We start from the raw sequence: 562 nt of genomic DNA on the forward strand, positions 1-562 counted from the left end.
CGCTAAAGTAAAACAATTAGCCACAGCTATAGATGGAACAGATGGAGAGGATAATCTTGTAGGGTGGTCAGATATGGTATCCATAATGAAAGGTTATAAAGGAAATGATACTATATCAGGAAACAGGTATAATGATACGCTTGATGGAGGAGAAGGAAACGATAGCCTAAATGGAGGGTATGGAGCAGACATCTATATCTTTAAGAAAGGCTACGGTGTAGATAAGATAGACAACTACACTGGCAGTGATTACACAAGTGACATAGATGTTCTTAAGATGGAAGATATCAATGAAAGTGAAGTGCTAGCAAGAAGAGTAGGAAATGACTTAGAGTTAAGAGTAAAGAACGCCGACGGAAGTCTGACCGGGGACAAGGCGGTAGTATTAGGATACTTTAACTATGGAACTTATGCAGTAGATAGTATACAGTTTGCGGATGGTAAGACATGGGATGCCGCTAAAGTAAAACAATTAGCCACAGCTATAGATGGAACAGATGGAGAGGATAATCTTGTAGGGTGGTCAGATATGGTATCCATAATGAAAGGTTATAAAGGAAAT

General features: G+C 39.1%; 1 protein-coding gene. It reads left to right on the plus strand.

What is annotated here, in order from left to right; translation table 11 throughout:
* Positions 1 to 562, plus strand: a 562-nt coding sequence (locus JHL18_RS21105) for a calcium-binding protein (protein ID WP_274600988.1), incomplete at both ends; no start/stop codon positions are given.

It is taken from the genome of Clostridium yunnanense (assembly GCF_016595795.1).
In the GTDB taxonomy this organism is placed as follows: Bacteria; Bacillota; Clostridia; order Clostridiales; family Clostridiaceae; genus Clostridium_AR; species Clostridium_AR yunnanense.